Genomic DNA, 18,276 nt, shown 5'->3' with positions numbered 1-18,276 from the left:
CACAGCTGGGGCTTGTCTGCGGACGCGGACGAGCGCCGCCGATATGTTGGCCGCACCCACACCTGGAGGACCGTTTGCACACCTGGCCCGGAAACCCGTACCCGCTCGGGGCGACCTACGACGGGAGCGGCACGAACTTCGCGCTGTTCTCCGAGGTCGCCGAGCGCGTCGAACTCTGTCTGTTCGATTCCGACGGCAACGAAGAATGCGTCCGCCTGCTCGAGGTGGACGCCTACGTCTGGCACGCGTACCTCCCCAACATCGGCCCCGGTCAGCAGTACGGCTTCCGCGTGCACGGCCCGTACGACCCGGACTCCGGCGCGCGCTGCAACCCGTCGAAGCTCCTGCTCGACCCGTACGCCAAGGCGACCAGCGGCGAGATCGACTGGGACCAGTCGCTCTTCTCGTACACGTTCGGCGACCCGGACTCGACCAACGACGAGGACTCCGCGTCGCACATGATGAAGGGCGTCGTGATCAACCCCTTCTTCGACTGGCAGGGGGACCGTCCGCCGCGCACGCCGTACGGCGAGACCGTCATCTACGAAGCACACGTCAAGGGGCTCACCGAGACCCACCCGGACGTGCCGGAAGAGCAGCGCGGCACCTACGCCGGCGTCGCCCACCCGGCGGTCATCGAGCACCTGCAGCGCCTCGGCATCACCACGCTCGAGCTCATGCCGGTGCACCAGTTCGTGAACGACTCGACCCTGCAGGACAAGGGGCTGTCGAACTACTGGGGCTACAACACCATCGGCTTCTTCGCGCCGCACTCGGCGTACTCGTCGTCGGGCGACCAGGGCCAGCAGGTCCAGGAGTTCAAGACGATGGTGCGCGAGCTGCACCGCGCCGGCATCGAGGTCGTCCTCGACGTCGTCTACAACCACACCGCCGAGGGCAACCACCTCGGCCCGACGCTGTCGTTCCGCGGCATCGACAACGCGGCCTACTACCGCCTGGTCGACGACGACAAGAAGTTCTACATGGACTACACGGGCACGGGGAACTCGCTCAACGTCGGGCACCCGCACTCGCTGCAGCTCATCCTCGACTCGCTCCGCTACTGGGTGACCGAGATGCACGTCGACGGGTTCCGCTTCGACCTCGCCTCGGCGCTGGCCCGCGAGTTCTACGAGGTCGACCGGCTGTCGGCCTTCTTCGAACTGGTGCAGCAGGACCCGATCGTGTCGCAGGTCAAGCTCATCGCCGAGCCGTGGGACGTCGGCCCCGGTGGCTACCAGGTCGGCAACTTCCCGCCCCAGTGGTCCGAGTGGAACGGCAAGTACCGCGACACCGTCCGTGACTTCTGGCGCGGTGAGTCGTCGACGCTCGGTGAGTTCGCCTCGCGGATCTCCGGCTCGGCCGACCTGTACGAGCACGACGGCCGCACGCCCAAGGCGAGCATCAACTTCATCACCGCGCACGACGGCTTCACGCTGTACGACCTGGTGGCCTACAACGAGAAGCACAACGAAGCCAACGGCGAGGACAACAACGACGGCGAGAGCCACAACCGGTCGTGGAACTCCGGAGCCGAGGGCCCGACCGACGACGAGGCCGTGAACGCCCTGCGGCTGCAGCGTCGCCGGAACTTCCTGGCGACCCTGCTCCTGAGCCAGGGTGTGCCGATGATCGCGCACGGCGACGAGCTCGGCCGGTCGCAGTCCGGCAACAACAACGTCTACGCGCAGGACTCCGAGCTCAGCTGGATCGACTGGGACAGCGCGGACGAGGACCTCATCCAGTTCACCGCCGACGTGGTGAAACTGCGGCACGACCACCCCACGTTCCGCCGGACCCGGTACTTCAACGGTCGTCCGGTCCGACGTGGCGAGGGCGAGCCGCTGCCCGACGTGGTGTGGCTGACCCCCTCGGGCGACGCGATGGACCCCGAGGACTGGGACTCCGGCTTCGGCAAGAGCGTCGGCATGTACCTGAACGGCGAGGGCATCCGCGGACGCGACGCCCGTGGTGAGCGCGTCACCGACGTCGGCTTCATCACGTACTTCAACGCCCACGACGACGTCGTGACCTTCACGCTCCCACCCGAGGAGTACTCCCCCGGCTGGACCGTCCGGATCGACACCGCCGACCCCGGCGCCCGCGACGAGGTGCTCGACGCGGGTACCCCGCTCGACGTCCCCGCCCGGTCGATGATCGTGCTGCGTGCCGAGCCCGACCACGAGGTCACCAGCACCCCGGTCGACGCCGAGCAGGACGGCGCCCCCGCACCGGACGCCCCGCAGGACGCCGTCACACCGGTGAACCCGGCCGGTTCCACCGCACCGAGCGGAACCGCCCGATGACCGCCGGAACGCCCGGCGCCGCGAACCGCGTCCCCGCGTCGACCTACCGGCTGCAGGTCTCGGCCGACTTCGACCTCGATGCCGCACGCGACCTGGTCGACTACGTGCACGACCTCGGCGCCGACTGGCTGTACCTGTCGCCGGTGCTGCAGGCCGAGTCCGGGTCGAACCACGGCTACGACGTGGTCGACCACACGCGGGTCGACACCGACCGTGGTGGCGACCAGGCGATGCGGGCGTTGGCCGAGGCCGCGCACGCCGTCGGCCTCGGGGTCATCGTCGACGTGGTGCCGAACCACGTCGGCGTCGCGACCCCCGAGTCGAACCCGTGGTGGTGGTCCCTGCTCGAACTCGGGCAGGGCTCCCCCGTGGCCTGGGCCTTCGACGTGGATTGGGAAGCCGGCGACGGCAAGCTCCGCGTCCCTGTGCTCGACGACCGGCTGCTCGACGCCGTCACGCTCGACACGTCCGACGCCGAGCGTCCGGTGCTCCGCGTCGGCGAGACCGCGTACCCGACCGCCCCCGGAACGGTGCACGACGGCGACACCGTCGAGACCGTGCACGACCGCCAGCACTACGCGTTCGTGCACTGGAAGCGCGCCGACCACGACCTGAACTACCGCCGGTTCTTCGCGGTGAACACCCTCGCGGCGATCCGCGTCGAGGAGCCCGAGGTCTTCGCGGCCTCGCACGGGGTCATCGGCGGCTGGTTCCGCGACGGACTCGTGGACGGCCTGCGCATCGACCACCCGGACGGGCTGTACGACCCGGCGGGCTACCTGCAGGACCTGGCGGAGCTGACCGGAGGGGCCTACACACTCGTCGAGAAGATCCTCGAGCCGGGCGAGCAGCTGCCGAGTTCGTGGCCGGTCGACGGCACCACCGGGTACGACGCCCTCGGAGTGCTCGACCGCGTGTTCGTCGACCCCGCGGGCGAGCAGGCGCTGACCGCGGCGTCGGGCGCCGAACCGACCGACTGGCAGCAGCTCACGCACGACACCCGACGGGGCATCGCGGACGGCATCCTCGGCAGCGAGGTCGAGCGGCTCGCACGCCTGCTCGCACCGAGCGCCGTGACGGAGACGATCACGCACGAGCGGATCGTCGACGCGGTCGCCGAGATCGTGGCCTCGTTCGACGTGTATCGCACGTATCTGCCCGAGGGCGCCCACCACCTCATCACCGCGCTCGAGCGCGCCGCCGAGGCCCGCCCGGACCTCGACGACGTCATCGACCGGATCGCACCGGCACTCGTCGACCCGACGGACGCCGCGGCGGTCCGACTGCAGCAGACCAGCGGCATGGTGATGGCGAAGGGTGTCGAGGACACGGCGTTCTACCGCACCTCGCGCCTGTCGTCCCTGAGCGAGGTCGGCGGCGACCCGAGCGTCTTCGCGGTCTCGGTCGCGGACTTCCACCAGGCCCAGCGCGAACGGCTCGGCAGCTGGCCGCACACCATGACGACGCTCACCACGCACGACACGAAGCGCAGCGAGGACACCCGCGCCCGCATCGCCGTGCTGGCCGAGCTCGGCGACGAGTGGGCCGCCACGCTCGAGCGTCTGCAGTCGCTCGTGCCGTTGCAGGACCGCGTGTTCGCCGACCTGCTCTGGCAGGCGATCGTCGGCGCCCGGCCCGCCAGCCGTGAGCGTCTGCACGCGTACGCCGAGAAGGCCTCCCGCGAAGCCGGCGACAGCACCACCTGGACCGAGCCCGACGAGGCGTTCGAGCAGCAGATGCACGCGATCGTCGACGCCGCGTTCGACGACCCGGACGTGGTCGCCGTGCTCGACGCCCTCGACGAGCAGATCGACGCCGCCGGGTGGTCGAACGGCCTCGCCCAGAAGCTCGTGCAGCTCACCGCCCCGGGTGTTCCCGACGTCTACCAGGGCACCGAGTTCTGGGACCGCTCGCTCGTCGACCCCGACAACCGTCGTCCGGTCGACTACGCCGAGCGGCGTCACGTGCTCGCCGAGCTCGACGGCCCGGACGACGACGGCCCCGAGGACCTGCCGGCCATCGGCATCGACGGTGCCGCGAAGCTCCTGGTCACGACCCGCGCACTGCGCATCCGTCGGGACCGCCCGGAGCTGTTCACCCGGTACCTGGAGCTCGAGGCCACCGGCAGCGCGGCCGACCACGTCATCGCGTTCGACCGCGGCGGTGCCGTGACGATCGCGACGCGTCTGCCGATCGGCCTCGACCGGGTCGGCGGTTGGGGCGACACGCTTGTGCACGCTGTCCCCGTCGAGCGCATCGACCTGCTCACCGGCCGACGCGTCCCCGCCGACCGCGGGATCGCGCTGGCCGACCTGCTCACCACCTACCCGGTCGCGCTGCTCGTGCCCGCCGACGCGGTCGGTGCAGCCGGCCACGCCGACGCGGTGACCGCCGTGTCCGACACGAGCGGTGCCTCCCGGCCCGCCGCCGACCGCACGCCGGACGCCACCGAGACCGACGCGCAGGCCGAGATCGACATCCTGGAGGGTCACGCATGACCGCACCTGACCGTTACGCCGTCTGGGCGCCCGAGCCGGACCTGGTCCGGCTCGTCGTCGACGACGTCGAGTACCCGCTCACCAAGGGCGACGACGACTGGTGGTCCACCGACGCCGTGATGCCGGTCGTCGGCGCACGGTACGGGTTCCGCATCGGCGACGACGACGCGGTCCGACCGGACCCGCGCAGCCGCTACCAGCCCGAGGGCGTGCACGGCCCGTCCGAGGTCGTCGACCCCGCACGGTTCGCGTGGACCGACGAGTCGTGGACCGGACGCCCGGCCCGCGGCGCCGTGATCTACGAGATGCACGTCGGCACCTACACGCCCGAGGGCACGCTCGACGCCGCCGCCCAGAAGCTGGACCACCTGGTCGAGCTCGGGGTCGAGTTCGTCGAGCTGCTCCCCGTCAACGCCGTCAACGGCGAGTGGAACTGGGGCTACGACGGGGTCGGCTGGTTCTCCGTGCACGCCCCGTACGGCGGCCCGGACGCCTACGACCGGTTCGTCGACACGGCGCACGCGCTGGGGCTCGGGGTCATCCAGGACGTCGTCTACAACCACCTCGGTCCGAGCGGCAACTACCTGCCGCTGTACGGCCCGTACCTGCTGGCCGGGCTCGGCAACACCTGGGGTGACTCGGTGAACGTCGAGCACCCCGAGGTCCGCCGGTACGTGCTCGACAACGTGCGCATGTGGTTCCGCGACCACCACGTCGACGGGCTCCGGCTCGACGCCGTGCACGCGATCCGCGACACCACGCGCCCGCACGTGCTGGCCTCGATGGCCGACGAGACCGATGCCTACTCGTCCTTCATCGGGCGTCCGCTGTCGCTCATCGCGGAGTCCGACCTCAACGACCCGGTGATGTTCCGGCCGCGCGAGGCCGCCGGGTACGGCCTCGCCGGGCAGTGGTCGGACGACTTCCACCACGCCGTGCACGTGGCGCTCACCGGCGAGACGAACGGCTACTACGCCGACTTCGCTCCGCTGTCGGCGCTGGCGAAGGTGCTCGAGGACGGTTTCTTCCACGACGGCACCTGGTCGTCGTTCCGCGGCAAGCGGCACGGCCGGCCGATCGACCGCGGGACCTCCCCCGCGACGGCCCTGGTCGTCGCGAACCAGAACCACGACCAGATCGGCAACCGCGCCGCCGGCGACCGGCTCGCCGCGACGCTCGACGACGAGGGGCTCGTGATCGCCGCGGCCCTGACGCTGCTCGGGCCGTTCACGCCGATGCTGTTCATGGGCGAGGAGTTCGCGGCGTCGACACCGTGGCAGTTCTTCACCTCGCACCCGGAGCCCGAGCTCGGCAAGGCCACCGCCGAAGGGCGCATCGCCGAATTCGCCGAGCACGGGTGGGACGAGTCAGCGGTGCCGGACCCGCAGGACCCGACGACGTTCACCAACTCCAAGCTCGACTGGGCCGACGTCAGCTCGGAGCGCGGTGCGGCGATCCTGCGTGCCTACCGGGTGCTCATCGCCCTGCGGCGCACCGACCAGGCGTTCGTCGACCACCGCTACGAGGCGAACGCCGTCCGCTTCAGCGAGGACCGGCGTTGGCTGGTGCTCACCCGCGGGCTGCTCGGCCCCGATGTGGCTCCGGTGCACGTCGTGGTGAACTTCGCCGACGACGCAGCCGAGGTCCCGGTGCCCGACGCCGTGGGCGAGGAGCTCTACGGCTTCGGCGCGACCGAGGTGGATGCCGGCGTCGTCCGGTTCCGCGGCCGCGGCGTGGTCGTGCTGCGCTAGCCGACCGCGTGCTGCGCGAGCCAACCGCGAGCCGCAGCTCCGCACGCACGAACTCCGCACGCACGAACGGCCACGAACCCACCGGGTCCGTCGCCGTTCGTGCGTTCGTGTGTCCCCGGACTCAGCCGGCGTGGTCGGAGACCGCGTGCGCGTTCTTCCGCACCGAGGGCAGCTTGCGGTGGTCCTTGAGCAGGGACCGGGTCTCGCGGATCCGGCGGTCGATGCCCCACTTCGTCACGAGCGCCAGGCTCTCGCGCACGATGTTGCCGCTCATCTTCGAGACGCCGAACTCCCGCTCGGTGAAGGTGATCGGCGTCTCCACGACCCGCAGACCCGCCTCGAGTGCACGCCAGCACAGGTCCACTTGGAAGCAGTACCCCTTCGACGCCACACCGGCGAGGTCGATCCGCTCGAACGCCCGCGACGTGAAGACCCGGAACCCGCCGGTGGCGTCGCGCACCGCGATGCCCAGGGCGAGACGCGTGTACAGGTTGCCACCGCGCGAGAGCAGGAGGCGGTACCAGGGCCAGTTCTCGACCTTGCCGCCCTTGATCCACCGGGAGCCGAGCACCAGGTCGTTCGAGTCCGCGAGCTCGAGCATCCACGGCAGGTACTCGGGGTGGTGGGAGCCGTCGGCGTCCATCTCGACGAGCTTGGCGTAGCCGTGTTCCAGGCCCCACGCGAAGCCCGACAGGTACGCGCCGCCCAGGCCGTCCTTGACGGTGCGGTGCATGACGTGCACCCGATCGGTCTCGCGGGCGATGGCGTCCGCGATGTCGCCGGTGCCGTCGGGTGAGTTGTCGTCGACGACGAGCACGTGCACGGAGTCGTCGGTGGCGGCCAACGTGCGCTCGACGATCGGCCGGACGTTCTCGGCTTCGTCGTAGGTCGGGATGATGACCAGGGTCTCGCTCATGGTGCTCCTCGTGCTCGCAGTCGAATGTATCGCTGGCTTGGTGGGTCAATCCGACGAGAGGTCTGCGAACACGATCAGATTGTCCGTGTAGTGCCCGGTGGCGGTGTCGAACGTGCCGTCGCAGGTGATGAGTCGGAGTTGCGGAGTAGGGGTGGGGCCGTAGACGTCGCTCGTCGGGAACGCCGACTTGGCGGCGCGTTCGGAACGGTCCACGGTGAAGGTGCGGGTGCTGCCGTCGGACATCCGGACGTGGACCTCGTCGCCGGCGACCAGTTCGTCGAGCCGGAAGAACACCGCGGCGCTCGTGGGGCTGTCGACGTGACCGGCGATGACGGCGGGGCCGACCTCGCCGGGGACGATCCCGTCGCTGAACCAGCCCGCGCTGTCCCAGTCGACGGGCGGGTCGAGTTCTCCGGCAGCGCCGCGGTGCAGGTCCTCGAGCGAGGACCGCACGCCGATGGCCGGGATCGACACGCTGACCGGGGTGGCCGTCGATCGGGCCTCGGGTGCGGCCGGATCCTGGAACCCGTCGGTGCCGGAACCCGAGGACGAAGAAGACGACTGCGACGGGGACGCTGACGCCGACGACGCGACACGCTCCCCCGCGCCGCCGCCCACCGTCGACGCGACCGCCACCCCGGCCACGCCCCCGACCACCACGACGGCGGCGACCACGGCACCGATGACCACGCCTCGGCGCCGGACGGCCGAGACGCGCCCGGCGCTCCGACGGCCGCTCACGAGCCGGCTCCGACGTCGCTGGCACAGCCCCCGAGCACGTCGGAGGTCAGCATCGTCGAACCGATGGCCAGCCAGGCGTCTCCGTAGTAGGTCGGTGTGGTCGCCGCCGTCCGGGCGGCCCGCTCGAGGTCGTCGGCAGCCGCACGGGAGGAACCCGCGGCCTGCTCGGCAGCGGCCCGCGCGGTGTAGGCCAGCGCGTTCGTGTCCTGCGTCACCGGGGTGCCACCGAGGTCGAGCTGCGAGGCGAGCCGCGTCGTCCGTCCGAGCGTGGGCGCGAGGGCCGCCGCGAGCTCCCGGTCGGGCGCCGAACACGCCTCGGCGTACCGGAGCGGCGTCCGCATCGCGTCGTACCCGTAGAGCACGCGCCCGTCCCCACCGACGGGCGGCATCGGGTCCACCGATCCGTCGGCGTGGACCTGGGACCAGTCGCTGGGCAGATCGGAGGCGTCTAGCACGGCGGCCGTCACGGCGCGCGAACCCCGGTTCAGCGCGTTCCAGCGGTCGTCCCCGGTGGCGTCCGCCAGCACCGAGAAGGCCACGGGCGAGGCGTACGAGGCGTTGTACCGGTAGGGCTCCTGATCCGCCCACGGTCCGGGCAGCAGGATCGTGCCGAGGTCCGTCCGGGCCGTCTCGTGCTCGAGGATCGCCGCCGCGATGCGCTTCCCCGCGGCGGTGTACCGGTCGTCGTCCCAGGCCTTCCCCGCGAGCACGAGGGCCCGAGCGGCGTCGAGGTCGGCGTCGCTCGCGGACTGCTCGTCGGCGACGCCCTCGTCGGACGTCCACCGCCACGCCAGCAGGTCGTCGTCGGTGAGCAGGTGGTCCTTCGTCCACTCCCAGATCGCGTCGAAGCGCGCACGGTCGTCGTTCGCGTAGGCGATGAGCAAGCCGTACGCCTGCCCCTCGCTGACGGTGTCACCACCCTGGTCGGTGCGGACGACGCGACCGTCCTCGACGTAGCGGTCCAGGAACGCCGACCGCAGCTGCTGCGGCGAGCGCGCCGCGTCGGGCGCGGTGGTCGAGGTCGGGGTCGCCGTGCCGCGAGCGGCGGTCGTGGTGCTCGACGACCAGGGGCGGACCGCGACGATCGCGACCACGATGGCGACGATGACGGCCGCCGCGGCGGCGACCGGTATCCAGGTCCTGCGGGTCATGCTGGCCTGCCTCTCCGGGGATGGTGGGGGGTCGAAGAGGAGGCGCGGATCACGTGGGCCGTGCAGCGCACGTGATCCGCGCCTCCAGTCCGGGGCGTCAGCGGAACAGCGAGCGGAGCATCGCGACGGCCGCGTGGACCGCCTCGGTCACCGGACGGTCAGCGGCTGTGCCGCCACCGCCGGTCTGCACCCCGCCGGACGGGGTGGCGGCGGTCGCGGCGGCGTCCGTCACGGGCACGACCGTCAGGTTGCCCTTGCTGTCGTCGAGGACGAACAGGGTCGAGACGGTGTTACCGGCGAGGTCGACCTTCGCGGTGCCCCGCTGGCCGCTGCCGGAGACGTCGAGCGACCACTTGCCGGCGTCGACCGTCGCGTACTTGGTGGCGGTGCCGAAGGTGGCGTCCTCGGCGATCGGGGTGCCGTCGGAGGTCTGCACGTCGACGCGCTTCGCGGTGGTGGCGGCCTGCACGAGCCGGAGCTTCGCCTTGCCGTCGCCGGGCTGCTGCAGGTCGTCGGTGAACGCGGTCGTCTTCAGCCCGTCGTTCTTGCCGTAGGCGACGACGGTGCTGGCGTCGCCCTTCTGCACGGTGACGTCGGTGGAGATGACCGGGGTGGAACCCGGCGCGTCGGCGGCGCGCATCGACAGGACGTAGGTGCCGACCGGCAGCTTCTCGTACGGGCTGACCTGGCCGTAGGTGACGTCGTCGAGTTCGAAGACGGTCTTCCCCCCGGCGAGGCTGGACAGTTCGACGTCGACGCCCTTCGTGTCCGGCGACAGGTGTCCGACGCGGAGCCAGCCCTGGTCGGTGGTCGCGGCGGAAGCGGTCTGGGGGGCGGCGAGCCCGACGGTCGCGGCGACGAGTGTGGCGGCGAGCGCTCCGATGACGACGGTGCGGCGGCGGTTCGTGATGTGTGCGGTCATGATGGTGCTCCTTCGGGTCGAGGTGCGGTGGGCGTGCGGTCGTCGTGTCGAGGTGTGGTTCGTGGGGTTGTCATCCGGGCCGCCGCGCGAGCGGGCGGAATGCCAGGGTGTGCGCCGGAGTCCCCCGGGCATTTCGCCCGCTCGTCCAGCGGGCGTTCCGCCCCGACGTGTTCGCGGGGAGCGGTTCCGCGGCCGATCCGGCGAGCGGGCGGAATGCCGGGGTGCGTGCCGGAGCCCTCCGGGCATTTCGCCCGCTCGCCCAGCAACAGCAGCAGCACCAGCTCCAGCCCCGGCGCGGCCGAGCGATCGGGGGTCACGAGGCGCTCGTCGCGGTCGTCGTCGGGTCGGCCGGGGTGTACGTCACCGTGAGCCGTGCTCCCTCACGCTCGACCGAGTCCGGCCGGAACGCCTGGGACATGGCGTCGAAGGTCCGAGCGACCCGTGCTGCCGACGCGTCGTCGCTCGTGTGCAGGACGACGGTGCGGAACGGCTGGCCGGTCTCCCCGGTGCGCGGGGTGAACCGGTCGACCCGCACGTCCTGGTCGGCGAGCACCTGTCCGAGCGCGATCATGGCCCGCGAGTCGACCTGTCCGGCACGGAACTGCGACTTCGTGCCGTCGTCCGCACGCAGGGCCGGGTTCGACGCGAGCTCGGTTCCCAGGGTCTTCCGGACGTCGGTGGCCCGGGTGATCGCCGTCTCGGCGGCGCTGGCTCCCTCGGCATGGATCCGGCGGACCTCGACCTGCTGGTCACCGGTGCCGAAGGTCGCGACGGCCGTGGAGTTCTCGATCGCCTGCCGCACGTCGGTGGACGAGTTGCCGCCGGTGCGCATGGAGTCCGTCGTGATGACGTAGTCCGAGTCCTTCCAGCCGTTCGGGGACTGCCGTTCCACTGCTCCGTCGGTGTCGAGCTTGTAGTACCAGACGACGTTGTTCCGGGCGAAGCCGTCGTCCACGAGGTCGACCCACATGGCGTCGTCGACCAGCAGACGCGAGGACTTCGGCACGTTGTCGCCCACCCACTGCTCGGCCTGCTGCATGGGCAGGTCGAGATTGCCCAGCAGGAAGCCCCGCAGCTGTGTCCCCCACAGCGGCACCGCGACGACGAGGGCCGCAGCCGCGACGACGGCCCAGGTGATGCCGAGGCCGCGCCGTGCCCTCGGGCCGAACCGGCCCCGGGTGTGGACCCGACCGGCGATCGTCAGGACGGCACGCTCGACGGTGTACGCGACGAGGAGCGCTGCGAACGGGATGAGCATGATGACGTAGGGCACCGGCAGGTACCCGTTCGGCCGGAACATCACCGCGAGCAGGAACACGAGCATCGCGGCGATCGGTCGGACCCGTCGCAGGAACAGCCCGACGACGGCCGCGACCGAGCCGAGCACGATGAACACCGGGTCGAGTGCCCACCACTGCGCGGCCGCCTCGTTCGCCAGGCTGCCCCCGTCGAACACGGATCCGGAAGCGGTCCGCGACCCGAGCTGGTAGGTGACGCCCTCCCACAGGCTGACTCGCCCGTTGCCCGGCACGAGTTCGCCCTTCACCGCGGCGAGCAGCAGGTACCCGCCGCCGATCAGCACGAGCACGGCCCCGGCGACGCTGAGCGTGTACCGGCGGGTGCTCTTGTCGGCGCGACGCACGGCCATCCAGATCAGGAACGGCAGTGCGAGCAGGTAGGTCTCCTTGGACAGCACGGCGATGCCGAGGCAGGCAGCGGCACCGGCGAACCCGGCGAGCTGCTGGCGACGGCTCAGCACGAGGACGAACGCGGCGAGCAGCCAGGGCGTCGCGACGTTGTCGATGTACACGGTGCGGTGGTACTGCAGCGCGAGCGGTGACAGCGCGAAGACGAGTCCGGCCGCGGCCGCCGTGATCCGTCCGGCACCGAGACGTCGGGCCAGGACGAACAGCAGGATGCTCGAGACGGCGGAGAAGAACACCATGGCCTCGCGCCCGGCCTCCACCGCGAAGGGGTACCGCGCGAACGCCCCGGTCAACCCGGTGTACCCGGCGATCTGGATCCATCCGAGCGGCGGGTGGTCGTACCAGTACGTGTAGTGGGTGAGCTCGCCGAGGTTTGTGATCGCCCACGCCTGTGCGGTGTAGGTCCCCTCGTCATCGATGCGCTGCGGTGTGCCCGACATGTTCCAGGCCTGGACGAGCACGGTCACCGCGACGACGGGCAGCAACCACGTCAGGCTGGCCGCGTGCCGGCGGAACCACGTCCCGACGCCGGCCCGGTGCGCGGTGGTGCCACCACGGATCGGGATGCCCGTGGTGTCGGTGATGCTGGCGGTCATCGGGTGCCTCCCGTGGTGGTGCCGGCGAACGCACGATCGGACGACGCTGCGCCCGCGGACGACGCTGCGCCCGATCCGTCCAGGTCCGAGGCGAAGCCGACCACCTGTCCGGTGCGGTGCTGGCCGGTGTGCTCGGTCTTCTCCCACCCGTTCTGGCCCTTGGCGTGCCGGACGACTGCCCGGACCGCCGCGGCGGCGAGGAACACCTGGTACGGCACCAGGCCGAGCACGAGCCGCACGTAGTCGCGGAACCGGACCTTCTCGCCGTACAGACGACCGAACTCGTTCAGCCCGACGATCTCGACGGCGAGCAGCATGAGCGTCGGCGCCACCGGCACGAACGACACGAGGGCGATCGCCGTCGGCACCTTGACGAACAGGATCATCAGGACGCTCAGCGGGATGAGCAGCCCGGTGGCCGCCTGGATGAACGGCATCGTGAGCATGTAGCGGGCGAAGAACCGCTGCCGGAAGGACGGCAGCTTCTTCCACTCCCCCTTGCCCAGCACCTGCAGGAAGCCCTGGTTCCACCGCGTGCGCTGTTTGAGCAGCGAGGCGAAGGTCGGCGGGGTCTCCTCGCGGGTGACGGCCTCGGGGCTGTAGGCGACGACGACCTTCGCGCCGTCGGCGGAGAGCCGCACGCCGAGTTCGCAGTCCTCGGCGAGGCAGTGTGCATCCCAGCCGTTCGACCACTCCAGGCGGGAGCGGGTCACGAAGACGGTGTTGCCCCCGAGGGGGATGAACTTGGACCCGGCGTGGAAGTGCAGGCGCGAGCGGAACCAGAAGTAGTACTCCAGGACGTTCCGGAGCGACCACCAGCTCGACGTGAAGTTCATCAGCTGGACGCCGCCCTGCACCACGTCGGCGTCGGTCTCCTGGAACCGCGAGTCGACGAGGGAGAGCAGCCGCGGGTAGACCTCGTCCTCGGCGTCGAACACCCCGACGATGTCACCCGTCGCGTGCTGGAGCGCCAGGTTCATCGCCTTCGGCTTGTTCTTCGGCAGGGTGTCGTCCACCACGACCTTGATCAGGGAGGGGTGCCGAGCCGCCGCAGCACGCACGACGGCGTCGGTCTCCGGGTCGTCCTCCCCGACGATCGCGATGATCTCGAAGTCGGGGTGGTCCTGGGTCGCGAGCATGTCGAGCGTCTGCCCCATCACGTCCTGCTCGTGCCGACCGGGCACCAGGAGCGTGAACCGGTGCGTCGCCGGACGCGGGGTCTGGCTGAAGCTGGTGGACTTCAGCGCGTCCCGGGAGCGCCAGGCGTGCAGCATCCACCAGAGGGTGGTCAACGCGATGATCGTGAGCAGCACGGAGAGGGCGATGAGGGTCGAGTAGCCGAGCCACTCGCCCAGCGACCAGGCGGCCTGTGGGAGCTGCCCCGAGCCTCCCGTCGGCACGTCCGTGGTTCCTCGGTTCGGGACGTCCCCCGTCGTCCCGGTGTCGTTGTCGGGCTGGAGCAGCGGCCCTGCGGCCGTCAGCAACACGGCTGAGATGGTCATTCGGGGAACCCCTTCGGACGTGTGTCGGTGGACCGGAAGACGAGGGCCTTGTACGCGGCGAACCGGAACGCGGTGCCGAGGACGAGGCCGACGCCGTTGCCGGCGACGTTGTCGGCGAGGGTGGACGTGAAGCCGAGGACGTAGTGCGAGACGAACAGGCAGGCAGCGGCGATGCCGAGGCCGACGAGGTTCGTGGCAGCGAAGAGCAACCCCTCGCGGACGGTCTCGCGGCGGCCGATCTGGCGCTGGGCGCGGAAGGTGATGAAGCGGTTGCCGATCCACGCGATCGAGGTCGCCACGATGGCCGACACGATCTTCGCGGCGATGGGACCGTCCGACATGACGGTGGCGCGGAGCAGGTTGTAGACGCCCAGGTCGATGACGAAGCAGACGGCACCGATGGTGCCGAACGACGCGAGTTGCCTCGCGGTGGCGAGCAGACGCGGGACCGTGCCAGGGCGCACGGTCCGCACCGCACCGGTGTCGGGTGACACCAGAACGGGGGTATGAGTTCGGGTCATGCCCCCGATTCGGGGGACGCGGACGGGTGGTTTGGGCGGGGTACGCGACTTGCCAGGCGTCTGCCAGATGCGCGACACATGCCGTTCATCTTGACGATCCGTCAGCTGCGGTGGTCAGGGGCGCGGGGACGACGGACGGGAGGCCCGGTGCCAGCTGGCACCGGGCCTCCCGTCCGTCGGTCGGTTGCGTCTACGCGGGGCGCGACGACGGGGACACGTTCTTGGACGCGTCCCGTTCCGGGATGTCGCCGAGTGCCTCGTCGATCGCCGCGAGGGCGTCCGCGTCGAGCTTGACGCCGGCGGCCTTGACGTTGTCGGTGACCTGCTGCGGACGCGAGGCGCCGACGATGGCGCTCGCGACGTTCTCGTTCTGCAGGGTCCACGCGATCGCGAGCTGCGCCAGCGTGAGGCCGGCCTGGTCGGCGACGGGCTGCAGGCGCTGCACGGCTTCGAGGACCTCGTCGCGCATGAACCGCTTGATCATGTCCGCGCCGCCCTTCTCGTCCGTGGCTCGCGAGCCCTCGGGCAGGGGCTGACCCGGCTTGTACTTGCCGGTCAGGACGCCCTGCGCGATGGGTGACCAGACGATCTGCGACAGGCCGAGCTGCTTCGAAGCGGGGACGACCTCGCCCTCGATGACGCGCCACAGCATCGAGTACTGCGGCTGGTTCGAGATGAGCTGGAAGCCGAGCTCGTTGGCGAGTGCGGCACCGGCGCGGATCTGCTCGGCGGACCACTCGCTGACGCCGATGTAGAGCGCCTTGCCCTGGCGGACGACGTCGGCGAAGGCCTGCATCGTCTCTTCGAGGGGGGTCTCGTAGTCGTAGCGGTGTGCCTGGTAGAGGTCGACGTAGTCGGTCTGCAGTCGCTCGAGCGAGCCGTTGATCGACTCCATGATGTGCTTGCGGCTGAGGCCGACGTCGTTGTGCCCCTTCGGGCCGGTCGGCCAGTAGACCTTCGTGAAGACCTCGAGGGACTGGCGCCGCTCGCCCTTGAGCGCCTCGCCGAGGACGGTCTCGGCGGCGGTGTTGGCGTACGTGTCCGCGGTGTCGAACGTGGTGATGCCGGCGTCGAGCGCTGCCCGCACGCACTGGGTGGCGACGTCGTTCTCGACCTGCGAGCCGTGCGTCAGCCAGTTGCCGTAGGTGATCTCGGAGATCTTGAGTCCGGAGTTGCCCAGGTACCTGAATTCCATGGTCCCGACGCTACTGGAGTGAGCGCGCACGTGAGGGGTCCCGCGAGTGCCTGTCGGGGCCGCGGTGGGCGGGGGCGCGGGGCTGGGCGCGCGAGCGGGCGAAATGCCAGAGTGCCGCCGACGGCACACCCGGACATGTCGCCCGCTCGCCTGCTCGCCTCGGGCGACCCCGGCATCGGCTTCCGTGCAGCGGGTCCGGAACAGCGGGTCCAGAGCTGTCGGTGAGCGGGCCGCGCGAACGGGCGAAACACCGCCGTGCAGCCAGGCAGCCGGCACGGTGTTTCGCCCGCTGGCGGAAGCAACCATCCCTTCACAGCGGTGATAGCGGGCCAGCCGTCCACAAAGGAGGCCCGACTCACGTCCGCAAGACCGGCTCGCCGTCACGCTGTGGAGATGACCGCAAGACGGCGACTCCCGATGGCACTCCGCGACGCTTCGTTCCGAGTACGCGATGCGCTGCACCGAGGCGTTTCGCGTGGCCGACTCGACGCTCGCGATCTCATCCGACCGTTCCACGGCATCCGATCAGCGTTCCCACCGGTGTCCGTGGATGAACGTGCGAGAGCGCTCGCTCCTCGGCTCCGCCCCGATCAGGTGTTCAGCCACGTCACCGCCGCAGCGATCATCGGCGTCCCGCTGCCCAGACGTCTCGAACGCGACCAGCGGTTGCACGTCACGACGATCGGGACCGATCAAGCGCTCCGGGTTCGCGGCACGGTCGGCCACCGGGCTCGGTACGGATCAGTCCGCGCGACGATCGCACGAGGAGTGCCACTGACCACTCCGGCCGACACGTTCGTCGCGCTGGGCTCGATGCTGACGCTCGACGAACTCATCGTCGCGGGCGATGCACTCGTGGGGTGGCTCGGCTGGACGACGCTCGATGAACTCGCGCAAGCCGTCCGACGACGACGTGGCATCCGCGGGATCGTGAAGCTCCGCCTCGCGCTCGATGAGATCCGGAGGGGATCTCGGTCCCCCGGAGAGACCCGGACACGGCTGGCACTCATCCGCCGCGGACTCCCGGAACCGGCGCTCAACCTCGATGTCGTCGTCGACGGGCAGTGGATCGCATGTGTGGACCTCGCCTACCCCGATGCCAGGGTCGCGATCGAGTACGAGAGCGATCTGCACCGCACCGATCCAGCCAGCTTCCGAAAGGACCTCACGCGCGGCGAGCATCTGAAGGACGTCGACTGGTGGCTCGTCAGAGCAACAGCAGACGACCTCGGTCACGGGGTCGAGCGTTTCGTGCACCGCGTCAGGCGGCTGCTCGAGGTCGGTGCCAGAGGAGCTCACGACACGCGGTTTGCGACACTTGGGTGAACAATGGTTGACGCTTCAACCAAAACGGTGCACACTGTCGTAGTATCAACTCGATGCAGGCGCATGGAACGCGTCGCACCGCAGACTCTCGTTCGGAAGAAGGACCACCATGACGCTCACCGCTGACACCATTCCCGGCTACAAGACCGGCACCTGGAAGATCGACCCCACCCACTCCGAGGTCACCTTCTCGGTCCGCCACCTCGCCATCAGCAAGGTCAAGGGCAAGTTCGAGACGTTCGACGCCACCGTCGTCACCGCCGAGAACCCGCTCGAGTCGACCGTCGAGGCCAACATCGACGTCGCGTCGATCAACACCGGCCAGGAGCAGCGCGACCAGCACCTCAAGACGAGCGACTTCTTCCTCACCGAAGAGCACCCGCAGCTGACCTTCCGTTCCACGAGCATCGAGGCGAAGGGCGACGACCTGCACATCGCGGGTGACCTGACCCTGCGCGGCGTCACCAAGCCGGTCGTCCTGAAGGCCGAGCTCGGCGGCTTCACCACGGACGGCTACGGCCAGGTCAAGTTCGGCGCCGAGGCGACCACGAAGATCGACCGCACCGAGTTCGGTGTGAACTGGAACGCGGCGCTCGAGGCCGGCGGCTTCACCCTGGGCAACGACGTCACGATCAACCTCGACGTCCAGTTCGTCCTCCAGGCGGCCTGAGCCGCCTCTGACGCAACGCCCGACTGAGGGCACCGAGCGTCACTCCCCGAACCCGAGAAGAACGCCCCGACTCCGCACGGAGTCGGGGCGTTCTTCGTTGCCCGCGCGGGGTCCCCCGACCACGAGCGGGCGAAATACCCCGGAGCTTCGTCCTGGCTCGTCGGGCATTCCACCCGCTCGCCGATGCCGGGGCCGAAGTCGAGGCCGATCCCAGCAATCACGCCCACATCCACGCCCACGCCAACGCCCACGCCCACGCCCACGCCCACGCCCACGCCCACGCCCACGAGCGGGCGAAACACCATGCCGGCCCCCGTGGCGCGCCTGACATTTTGCCCGCTCGCGCAAGGACCCGAGCGCCGGGTGCGAGCGACCCCGGCGGAGATCGGAAGCGCGGCCGACCGGGCGGAATGCCCGGGACACGGCGGGGACGAAGTGCGGCATTTCGCCCGCTCGCGCACAGGGGCGCTCGCGC

General features: G+C 70.4%; 13 protein-coding genes. 5 read left to right on the top strand and 8 right to left on the bottom strand.

The window, feature by feature from the left end:
• Positions 1–74 precede the first annotated feature (74 nt).
• The 3 genes from glgX to treZ are packed head-to-tail and all read left to right on the top strand — an operon-like array spanning position 75 to position 6,555.
• The gene (gene glgX, locus ABRP24_RS08815) at positions 75–2,306 is read left to right on the top strand and encodes a glycogen debranching protein GlgX (protein ID WP_071246620.1); all 2,232 of its coding nucleotides are present in this window, start codon (positions 75–77) and stop codon (positions 2,304–2,306) included.
• Positions 2,303–4,804: a malto-oligosyltrehalose synthase gene (gene treY / locus ABRP24_RS08810; RefSeq protein WP_349847947.1), complete on the top strand. Its 2,502-nt coding sequence runs from the start codon at positions 2,303–2,305 to the stop codon at positions 4,802–4,804. Before glgX ends, treY begins: the two co-directional genes overlap by 4 nt.
• Positions 4,801–6,555 carry a malto-oligosyltrehalose trehalohydrolase gene (gene treZ, locus ABRP24_RS08805; protein WP_027464633.1) on the top strand — a complete coding sequence of 585 codons (1,755 nt, stop codon included), beginning with the start codon at positions 4,801–4,803 and terminating at the stop codon, positions 6,553–6,555. The genes treY and treZ overlap by 4 nt, the downstream gene beginning before the upstream one ends.
• A 121-nt stretch (positions 6,556–6,676) precedes the next feature.
• Here treZ and ABRP24_RS08800 read toward each other — a convergent pair whose 3' ends face one another.
• The 8 genes from ABRP24_RS08800 to ABRP24_RS08765 form a co-directional block, all read right to left on the bottom strand.
• Positions 6,677–7,471, bottom strand: coding sequence for a polyprenol monophosphomannose synthase (locus ABRP24_RS08800; RefSeq protein ID WP_035807608.1), 795 nt, complete (start codon positions 7,469–7,471; stop codon positions 6,677–6,679).
• 45 nt (positions 7,472–7,516) lie between these two features.
• Positions 7,517–8,212 (bottom strand): class F sortase, encoded by a 696-nt coding sequence (locus ABRP24_RS08795; RefSeq protein ID WP_349847951.1) that lies wholly within the window; start codon positions 8,210–8,212, stop codon positions 7,517–7,519.
• Entirely contained in the window at positions 8,209–9,363 is a 1,155-nt protein-coding gene (locus ABRP24_RS08790) for a glycosyl hydrolase family 8 (RefSeq protein ID WP_081827180.1), read from the bottom strand. The genes ABRP24_RS08795 and ABRP24_RS08790 overlap by 4 nt, the downstream gene beginning before the upstream one ends.
• A 97-nt stretch (positions 9,364–9,460) precedes the next feature.
• Complete coding sequence (locus tag ABRP24_RS08785) at positions 9,461–10,285, bottom strand: DUF4397 domain-containing protein (protein WP_349847954.1); 825 nt, start codon at positions 10,283–10,285, stop codon at positions 9,461–9,463.
• Positions 10,286–10,598: 313 nt separating this feature from the next.
• On the bottom strand, positions 10,599–12,587 hold the full coding sequence (locus tag ABRP24_RS08780) for a glycosyltransferase family 39 protein (protein ID WP_349847955.1): 1,989 nt from the start codon (positions 12,585–12,587) through the stop codon (positions 10,599–10,601).
• On the bottom strand, positions 12,584–14,089 hold the full coding sequence (locus ABRP24_RS08775; protein WP_214522729.1) for a glycosyltransferase: 1,506 nt from the start codon (positions 14,087–14,089) through the stop codon (positions 12,584–12,586). The genes ABRP24_RS08780 and ABRP24_RS08775 overlap by 4 nt, the downstream gene beginning before the upstream one ends.
• Positions 14,086–14,583 (bottom strand): GtrA family protein, encoded by a 498-nt coding sequence (locus tag ABRP24_RS08770; protein WP_349847957.1) that lies wholly within the window; start codon positions 14,581–14,583, stop codon positions 14,086–14,088. Before ABRP24_RS08770 ends, ABRP24_RS08775 begins: the two co-directional genes overlap by 4 nt.
• A 217-nt stretch (positions 14,584–14,800) precedes the next feature.
• Positions 14,801–15,805, bottom strand: coding sequence for an aldo/keto reductase family protein (locus ABRP24_RS08765; protein WP_349847959.1), 1,005 nt, complete (start codon positions 15,803–15,805; stop codon positions 14,801–14,803).
• Between the two features lie 417 nt (positions 15,806–16,222).
• On the opposite strand from ABRP24_RS08765, the gene ABRP24_RS08760 reads away from it, so the two are divergent.
• Both ABRP24_RS08760 and ABRP24_RS08755 read left to right on the top strand, forming a co-directional pair.
• Complete coding sequence (locus tag ABRP24_RS08760) at positions 16,223–17,131, top strand: hypothetical protein (protein WP_349847962.1); 909 nt, start codon at positions 16,223–16,225, stop codon at positions 17,129–17,131.
• A gap of 109 nt (positions 17,132–17,240) precedes the next feature.
• Positions 17,241–17,801, top strand: a complete 561-nt coding sequence (locus ABRP24_RS08755) for a YceI family protein (RefSeq protein ID WP_349847964.1) — start codon at positions 17,241–17,243, stop codon at positions 17,799–17,801.
• The last annotated feature ends 475 nt before the right edge of the window (positions 17,802–18,276 follow it).

It is taken from the genome of Curtobacterium sp. WHRI 8282, from assembly GCF_040223925.2.
Classification (GTDB): Bacteria; Actinomycetota; Actinomycetes; order Actinomycetales; family Microbacteriaceae; genus Curtobacterium; species Curtobacterium flaccumfaciens.
Note: the sequence above shows the minus strand (reverse complement) of the source record. Positions and strands in the feature narration are given on the sequence as shown.